The following is a 7,610-nucleotide window of genomic DNA, read 5'->3' as shown; positions in this document are numbered from 1 at the left end:
TCAGACCGGCTCTTTTGGGCCGCAGGCCCAAAATGCCGTGTCGATCGCTTACGTCGGCGCACGGCACAGTTGCCGTGTGACCGACGCCGCGGCGTCGGTCAATCCTTAGGGGACTTGCGCCTCGGAACGGGCAGGCGCAGGGGATCCTCGGCGCTCCACAGCGTGTAAAACCCCTTTGTGTCCGGCTCATCCCACGCCCCCAAAAAATCCAGGACGCCTCGCCCCGCACTCAGGTTCCGCTCCCGTTCCGAGGGCGAAAGCCCGAAGTGATTGAAGGAGCCGCCCGTCCCGGCATAGACCACCTCGGCACGACGCCCACGCCCCGTGGGGACAAGGGAGACCCGCGTAGGGGCCACGGAAACCCGGACCAGGCGGACCCCCTCCCGTTCTGACGGCTTCTCGACGTCGATCGCAAGCACACAACTGCGCTCCCTCGGCAGCGTCCGCTGAAAGGAGACGAAGTTGCCCAGAGACCAGGCCACCAGGCGTGCTTCGGCAGGGCCGGATCCGGAACGGTCCATGCGTACCTCCATCGGTTGCAAAACATGAGGATGCGTTCCGATGACCAGGTGAGCCCCGCCGGACAGCGCAGCCTCGGCAGCCTTTTTCTGGTGGATCGATGGGACGAACTGATATTCGTTGCCCCAATGGAAGCAGGCCACCACGATATCCGGCCTCAGAGCCCAGGCACGTGCCAACCCCTCGGATATCGCAGCATCGGAAATGACGTTGAGCTGGACATCGCTCGACGACAGCGTCCGATTGCTGCCGTAGGAGTAGTTGACGAAGGCCCACCGCAATCCGCCGTGCTCCATGAGGAGCGCGTCGTTCCGGGGCACGCCGTCCAACCCCAGCCCGGTCCAGGGCAACCCCGCACGGTCCAACACCTCGGTCGTCCTCCGCGCGCCCTCTGCCCCCCTGTCGAGGATGTGGTTGTTGGCCAGGGTGACGAGGTCGACTCCGAGATCGGTCAGGGCATCGGCAAGGGCGTCCGGGGTGTTGAACGACGGGTAGCCGGCATAGCCGCGGTGCTCGCCGGCAAAGGTCGTCTCCAGGTTTCCGACAACGAGTGCATCCCCGGCCAGGAGCGGTTTCACCCTCAGGAACTGCGGGCGGAAGTCCCAGTATTTCGTCCCATCGGCATCCCGGGCCTCCGCCGTGGCCAGCTGCTGCCTGTGGGCCATGATGTCCCCGACGAAGAGCGCCCGGGCCCGCAGGGGGAAGCCCCAGGCCCGAACGGAAAATGAAAGGGTCAGACAAAACACCGAAACGACGGTGAAAAGGAACCGCCTCATCAAAATGATCCTCCCTTCGCAACCCTGACGGCGGGGAATACCCTCCGGAACGGCGACGCCGCTGCGATCATTCGTCGATATAGGAATCGAAGTATCCCGATATGTGGACGACAGGGGTCCCCCGGTCGCCGCTTCCGGAGACCAGGTCGCAAAGCGAGCCCAAAAGGTCCGTATAGCGCCGGGGCGTCGTGCCGAGGGCGTTCTTTTCCTCCGGCAGCCCGGATTCCCTTCCACTCGCCAAGGGTTTCGAACGGATGGCACTGCGCACGGCCTCCTCCGCATCGCCCTTGGCGTTGTCCGCAATCATCTTGAACTTGACCTCGGAGGGCGTCCCCCTCAACCCCTCCGTGTAGCCGGGGGAGACCACGGGATCGGCCAGCTCCCAAATACCGCAGGCCGGGTCCTTGAAGGCGCCGTCCCCATACACCATCGCCTCGACCTTTCGGCCGGACAGGCGAAGGATCTCCTGCTGGAGGGCATGGGCGAAGAGCTCCGCATCCCGAGGAAAGAGCTTGACGGTCCCCTCGCTGGAGTAGTTGGACCCCAAAAGCCCAAACTCGGGATTGTAGCCGCCCCCCTCGGTCCGGGGTTTCGTGCAGATCTGGTCCAGCGTCAAAACGGCGGCCCCCTTCTCCCTCAGAAGGTCGGCAAAGATATGCCGGCGATGAATGTTCGCCATCACGATGCAAGAGGCAAAATCCAGGATATGGAGGGGGTTGTTCGTAAAGTGCAGCTCTATCCTGTCCGGAGCCAGGGACTTGTAGAGCTCCACGTAGTCGACGCCCGTGAAGGGGTGTCTGTAACGCCCGAAGCGGGCGTCGTACTCCGCCTCCCCGAAGCAGTCCGGCATGCCCGGAGAGCGCCGGAGGAACTCCAGAGGGTCAATCAGATGGTTGCCCACCTCGTCCGCGGGACAGGACAGCACAAGATGGACCCGTCCCCGCACTCCCCTCACGATCCCGTCGAGCAGGGGCATGAAGCGATTGCGGCTGAGGATGGGGAAGGCCACGGCCACGTCCCCCTCCGGAAGCTTATCCATGACATCCGCGGCAATATCGTCCAAAGAGACGATATTGCCCTGAGCTCTCGCAACCAGGGACTCCGTTACGCCGACGACATCACGGTCCCTCAGTGCGAAGGGCGCGTATTCCGACGCGGAGGCCGCTATGAGGTGCTCCGCCACCATCCGCACCAGATCGTCTCCCCTCCGGATCACGGGCATGCGAATCCCATGCACTTCCACGCCCACTTTACGAAACGTCGTTTTTGCCATTTTTTTGGGTGACCTCCATAAAAATCGACATGCACTCCAAGTCGTGTCGATTTTACAACAAAAAGAGGCTAAAATACGATGTGGTGAATCCGTTGTCTATTTCAAGGGCGGAAGACGGCATCGAAGGACAGCCGGTGACGGCGCCCCCGGACAACGAAGGGATTGCAAACGTGCGTTTGTTTTGCCGCGCGCCCCCCGCTGTCGGTCGGGTGCGACTTTGGCCGGAGGTGAACAGCTCGTGAACGACCTTTACGAAAAGATGGATTTTGTCTTGTCCGGCGGAGCCTTGAAACTGCTGACCGATTTTCTGGCCACCACGGTCTCCTCGGCTATCGTCCTGGAGCCCCGGGGGGCGGACCTCCACATCCTGGACGCCACGGGGACCCGTCCGACGCAGCTCATATTGCCGGGAGAAAGCCTGCGCCTGGCCGCTTCTTTTTCCTCCCGTCCCGCCATCTCCCCCTGCGAGATGGAACAGGAACGGATCGAGGGAGAATGGCCCTGGGCCCTGCGCATGAGAGGACCGCACTGGGAGATCTATATCCTTCTGAAGGAGCGCGCGGACGAGGCGCTGCTGTCCGAGCTGAGGCCTTTTGCGGGCCTGATAAGGCTTTGTCAGAGTTTTCAGAAGACCAATGACAACGAAAGCAAGCTCTCCCGCCTTTCCTACATGATCCTGGCCACTAAGAATACCCTGGCCTCCATCTTCGAGCCCATGCCGCTCGAATACTACGCGGCCTTCGTGTCGGACGTCCTGCGCGAGAGCCTGTTCCCGCACTCCATCGCCATTCTGCAGGACGATGGGCATCGGCTCATTCCGTTGGAAGGCGATTCGGCGGCCGTCCCTCCCCGAGAGGGAATCTACGCCCAGCCCCTTCTTCCCCCCACCCCGGTGCTGACGCGCAGGGAGGCCGCCCCCTACGAGGTCGTGCTCCCCATCACCGAGGCGGAGCTCAGGCTCTTCTGCGTCATGGAATGGAATTACCTCCCGGACAGCGAGATGCTCAACTTTCTGGAGCTCCTGGGGAGCCTCGCGGTCCGGGCCCTGTCCATCAACAGCCTCCGCTCGAAGAACCTGCTGGCCGCATCGCAGGTCTCCTCCGGCGACTTCACCATCCTCTCCCTCTCCAACGTGCTGAGCGCCCTGCGCAGCGAGGAGGACCACGGCCGTTTCCTCTCGTTGGTCATGGATATCTTCATGGAACTGGGGCAGGTGCCGGAATGCCTCCTGGCCGCCTGGAACGGTGGGCTCAAGGGATATAGCCTGGTCGAGCACCGCACCGAGGGGATCAAGGCTCCTCCCGAGAGCGCATCGATGCCTGCACCGCACCCTGCGAGGTGTCCCTCACGGCCCTTCTTCGACCTGAACAAAACCCCGGCCCATGAGCTGTTCAACTCATGGGGACTGGGAGAATGTCCTTGGAGGGCCCTTGGACAGATGGATTATCTTTTCCCCCTCTGTGATGGAGACCGTGTCGAGGGGTTTGTCGCCCTCGCCTCGAAATCCAATACGCCACTGACCGAATCCCAATTGGCGGCGCTCCGCATCGTATCCCAATTTGCGGGTTACGAGATTCGTAAGTTCAACCGCCTGAGCTAGGCTGCACCCTTATGCCGCTCCAAGAAAGTGCCGCATCCCTGCACGCTCTTAAGGACGCTTTGTCGTCCCTGGCCCGATCCTGGCGCCCGGGCGAGCGTCTTTCCTGCACCCCGGAGGGCGAGAGGGACTGTAAGGGCCTTGTCGACGCCATCAACGGCCTCCTGGATTCCCGCGAGGAGCTGCTCGACCGGATACCGGTTCCCCTTCTGCTGAGCGACGAGCACGGCAAAATCCTCTTTCACAACAAGGCCCTCCTCGCCCTCTGCGGGCGAGCGCCCGAGGATTCTCTGCTGGACATGGAGGAATCGTCCCTCTTCGATACGGAGCAGCGGAACGGGTCAACGACCGCCGTCTCCCTCGACGGCAAGATCCATGCCTGCACCATCGCAGGCAATGCCCTGACCTGCGAAGCGTCCCTGATTCGAAACAAAGGACTCCCCGTCCCCGTCCGATGTTTCAGGACGCAGCTCGTCTCGGGAGGACGCTCTCTGACGCTGTCGACGCTTTACGACATGACCGAGCGCGACGCGATGGAAAAACGTCTTCGGCAGATGGCCTATTTCGACCCGCTGACGGGACTTCCCAACAGGAATTCCTTTCTGGACGAGCTCGACAGGGAGATTCGCAAGTTCCTGGACTCCGGCGGCTACCTCTTCAGCGTAATCCTCGCCGACATGGACCGCTTCAAACTGGTCAATGAGCAGATCGGGTCCCGGGAGGCCGACAAGGTCCTTCTGGAGGTCGTGGAACGAATCAAAACCATTCTTGGAGGGTTCGCCACCATCTTTCGCATCGGCGGGGACGAGTTCGCCGCCATCATCCACGGAACCAATTCCAGGGAATACATGGAATCCCTGCTGACAAGGCTGCAAAGGCTGATCACCATGCCCATATCGATGGAGGGGGACAACCTGTTCCCCAGCGCCAGCATCGCCGCCATCCTGGATATTGCCGAGGACGTTTCCTCCGCCCAGCTTCTGGCCCGGCTCTCGGATGCCGTTGCCGAGGCGAAAAAACAGGGGTTCGGCACCATCCACTTCGAATCGACCTCCCCGGAGAAGCGAAGGATGCAGGCGGGCAACAGGACCAACCTGCTCACCCTGACTGCGGAGATCCAGAACTCCCTCACCCTTTCGCACTTCGTTCCCTACTTCCAGCCCATCTACCAGCTCTCCACCAGGAGACTGGCGGGGTTCGAGACCCTGGTCCGATGGCACCATCCCTCCCGGGGAATCCTCTCCCCCGCGGCCTTCATCGCGGCAGCGGAGGAGTCCGGCCTGATCGCGGACATCGATCGGCAGATTATCTCCCGGGCCATAGAGACCCTGCGCAGCCTCTCCGAAAAGGCAAATGGGACCCCTTTCTTCATCAGCGCCAATGTCTCGGGAGCATCGCTCCGGGACTTCGGCTTCGCCCCTTTCATCGAATCCGAGATGAGCAATGCCTCGCTGCCCCCGGACAACTTCGTCCTGGAGGTGACCGAGAGCATGCTGATCGACAACCTGGACATGGCGAGCGCTCAGTTGGAAGCGATCAAGCGCCTGAAGGTCCGCATCGCCCTGGACGACTTCGGCACGGGCTACTCCTCGCTGCAGTACATCAATCAGCTTCCCATCGACTGCATCAAGATAGACAAGTCCTTCATGGATCAGCTTTTCACATCCCCCAAGACCCCGGGGATGGTCAAGACCATCATCGACATGGCGCATACGCTGAGCCTGAAAATCGTGGCCGAGGGCATAGAAAACGAGGACCAGGTCCTTTGGCTGTCCGATTTCGACGTCCAGGGCCAGGGGTACTTCTTCTCCCAGCCCGTCCCCCTGAACGAGGCCGAAAGCCTTCTCAAGGATGCCGTCGCCTTCGAAAGCCTTCTTTCGCCCCAGAAATGAAGGAGGGGCTCCGAGCGGGAGCCCCTCCTTCATTTACTTCTTCGGTCATTGCTTCAGTGCATGGACTTGCCTATCTCCCGTCCCGAGGCCAGAACTCCCCGCACGCCTCCAAAGACCGCGCACTTCTCGAGCTTCCCGGATCCCATGCTGCCCACCAGGCCGCCGACCGCGTCCCCGCCCTCGACGTCGCCCTGCATCTCGCATCGATCCGCGATTCCCTTGCTCATCCTTCCGGAGAAGCCACCCACCCCGGCCGTCCCGCTGACAAAGGCCCGGACGACGCAGCGCCTCGCGGTCCCGTCGCTCCAGACGCCGGAGACCCCTCCCGTCCGCTCCCAGCCCAAAACGGCGCCGGCAACGTCACAATCCGTCAGGACCCCGGACTCCACCCAGCCCACGAGGCCGCCGGTGTTCTCCTTCCCGGAGACCTCTCCGTCGAAGACGACCTTGCGGAGCACGCCGGTCCGATTGATCGACCCGACCAGCCCCCCCACATTCTTGTTTCCCTCAACGGCGAGCAGAATGCCCTCCGAATCGCGCAGCTCTCCGGCAATTATGCCTCCCGCCATTCCTCCAACGCCGTCCTTGCCCTGGACCTTGCCTCGAACGGAGACCCTGGAGAGGACCGTCTCGGCCATCAAGCCCACCGCCCCTCCCGCGTTCGAGCCCGAGGCCGTCACCGTTCCGGAGAAGGACAAGCGATCGAAACGGCTCTTCGCAGCACTCCCGATCAGCCCTCCCACCCCGTCGCCACCGGAGACCTGCCCGGAGGCGACGCAGTTTCTGACCTCGGACTTGAAGGCGAAACCGGCCAAGGCCCCAGCCTCCGTCCCTCCGGATACGGAGGCCTCGTCGATGTTGAGATTGAGGACGGAAGCACCATCCAGGGCACCGAACAGCCCCGCAGCCCCGCTGGCGGGGCTGGACACCCGCAGCCCGTAGACCGTGCGTCCGTTTCCGTCGAAGATTCCCTTAAAGGGACGCGATGCCGTACCCTCCTTGTGAAAACCGATCGGCGACCAGACCGCCCCGCTCAGATCGATGTCCGATGTCAGACGAATGCGCTTGCCGGCATAGGAGTTGCCCTTGTTGACCGACTGGGCGAAGGCGCGCAGCTGGGCGGCCGTACGGATGGTCCAGGGCCTCTTGGCGGAGCCGTTGCCCCCCGCGAAAATACGAACCCGGGAGCCGCGGGGCGCCTTCCTGGCCGACACCTTACGAACGCGAACGACCCTCTTTTTGGCCTTCTTCCCCGCGACCTTTTTCTCCGCATTCTCCGCTCCCTTGCTGACCATGCCAACCTTGTCCTCCGACGCGGAGGCCGTCAAAGGAGCCAGCACGACGCCCCCCGCAAGGAAGGACAGGCACAGAGCCACGCTCAGGAGCTTTTGGGCACACGACACGTAAAACCGCTTGAGACCCGTCTTCACTTTCCGCCACCCTTTCTCGGTATCCTCACGATTTTTTTCCTGGCCCCCCAAAAAAGTCGGGGCTGCAATCATTCACGATACACGCTTTTCATTGTATCTCACTAACGGCGAAAAAAACACGTT

At 62.3% G+C, this 7,610-nt stretch carries 5 protein-coding genes; 2 read left to right on the top strand and 3 right to left on the bottom strand.

Annotated features, from left to right (window positions below):
• Positions 1–98: 98 nt before the first annotated feature.
• Both EII26_RS06195 and EII26_RS06190 read right to left on the bottom strand, forming a co-directional pair.
• On the bottom strand, positions 99–1,295 hold the full coding sequence (locus EII26_RS06195; protein ID WP_124888280.1) for a CapA family protein: 1,197 nt from the start codon (positions 1,293–1,295) through the stop codon (positions 99–101).
• 67 nt (positions 1,296–1,362) lie between these two features.
• The gene (locus EII26_RS06190; protein WP_124888279.1) at positions 1,363–2,568 is read right to left on the bottom strand and encodes a coenzyme F420-0:L-glutamate ligase; all 1,206 of its coding nucleotides are present in this window, start codon (positions 2,566–2,568) and stop codon (positions 1,363–1,365) included.
• Between the two features lie 238 nt (positions 2,569–2,806).
• Between EII26_RS06190 and EII26_RS06185 the strand changes: the two genes are divergently transcribed.
• Both EII26_RS06185 and EII26_RS06180 read left to right on the top strand, forming a co-directional pair.
• Complete coding sequence (locus EII26_RS06185) at positions 2,807–4,168, top strand: hypothetical protein (RefSeq protein ID WP_124888278.1); 1,362 nt, start codon at positions 2,807–2,809, stop codon at positions 4,166–4,168.
• Between the two features lie 11 nt (positions 4,169–4,179).
• Positions 4,180–6,057 carry a sensor domain-containing protein gene (locus tag EII26_RS06180; RefSeq protein ID WP_124888277.1) on the top strand — a complete coding sequence of 626 codons (1,878 nt, stop codon included), beginning with the start codon at positions 4,180–4,182 and terminating at the stop codon, positions 6,055–6,057.
• A 53-nt stretch (positions 6,058–6,110) separates the two neighbouring features.
• Here the strand turns inward: EII26_RS06180 and EII26_RS06175 are convergent, their stop codons facing one another.
• Positions 6,111–7,487, bottom strand: coding sequence for a hypothetical protein (locus tag EII26_RS06175; protein WP_124888276.1), 1,377 nt, complete (start codon positions 7,485–7,487; stop codon positions 6,111–6,113).
• Positions 7,488–7,610: the final 123 nt, after the last annotated feature.

The sequence above is a fragment of the Fretibacterium sp. OH1220_COT-178 genome (assembly GCF_003860125.1).
In the GTDB taxonomy this organism is placed as follows: Bacteria; Synergistota; Synergistia; order Synergistales; family Aminobacteriaceae; genus CAJPSE01.
The sequence above is the reverse complement of the archived record's forward strand: the minus strand, read 5'-3'. Positions and strand labels throughout refer to the sequence as shown.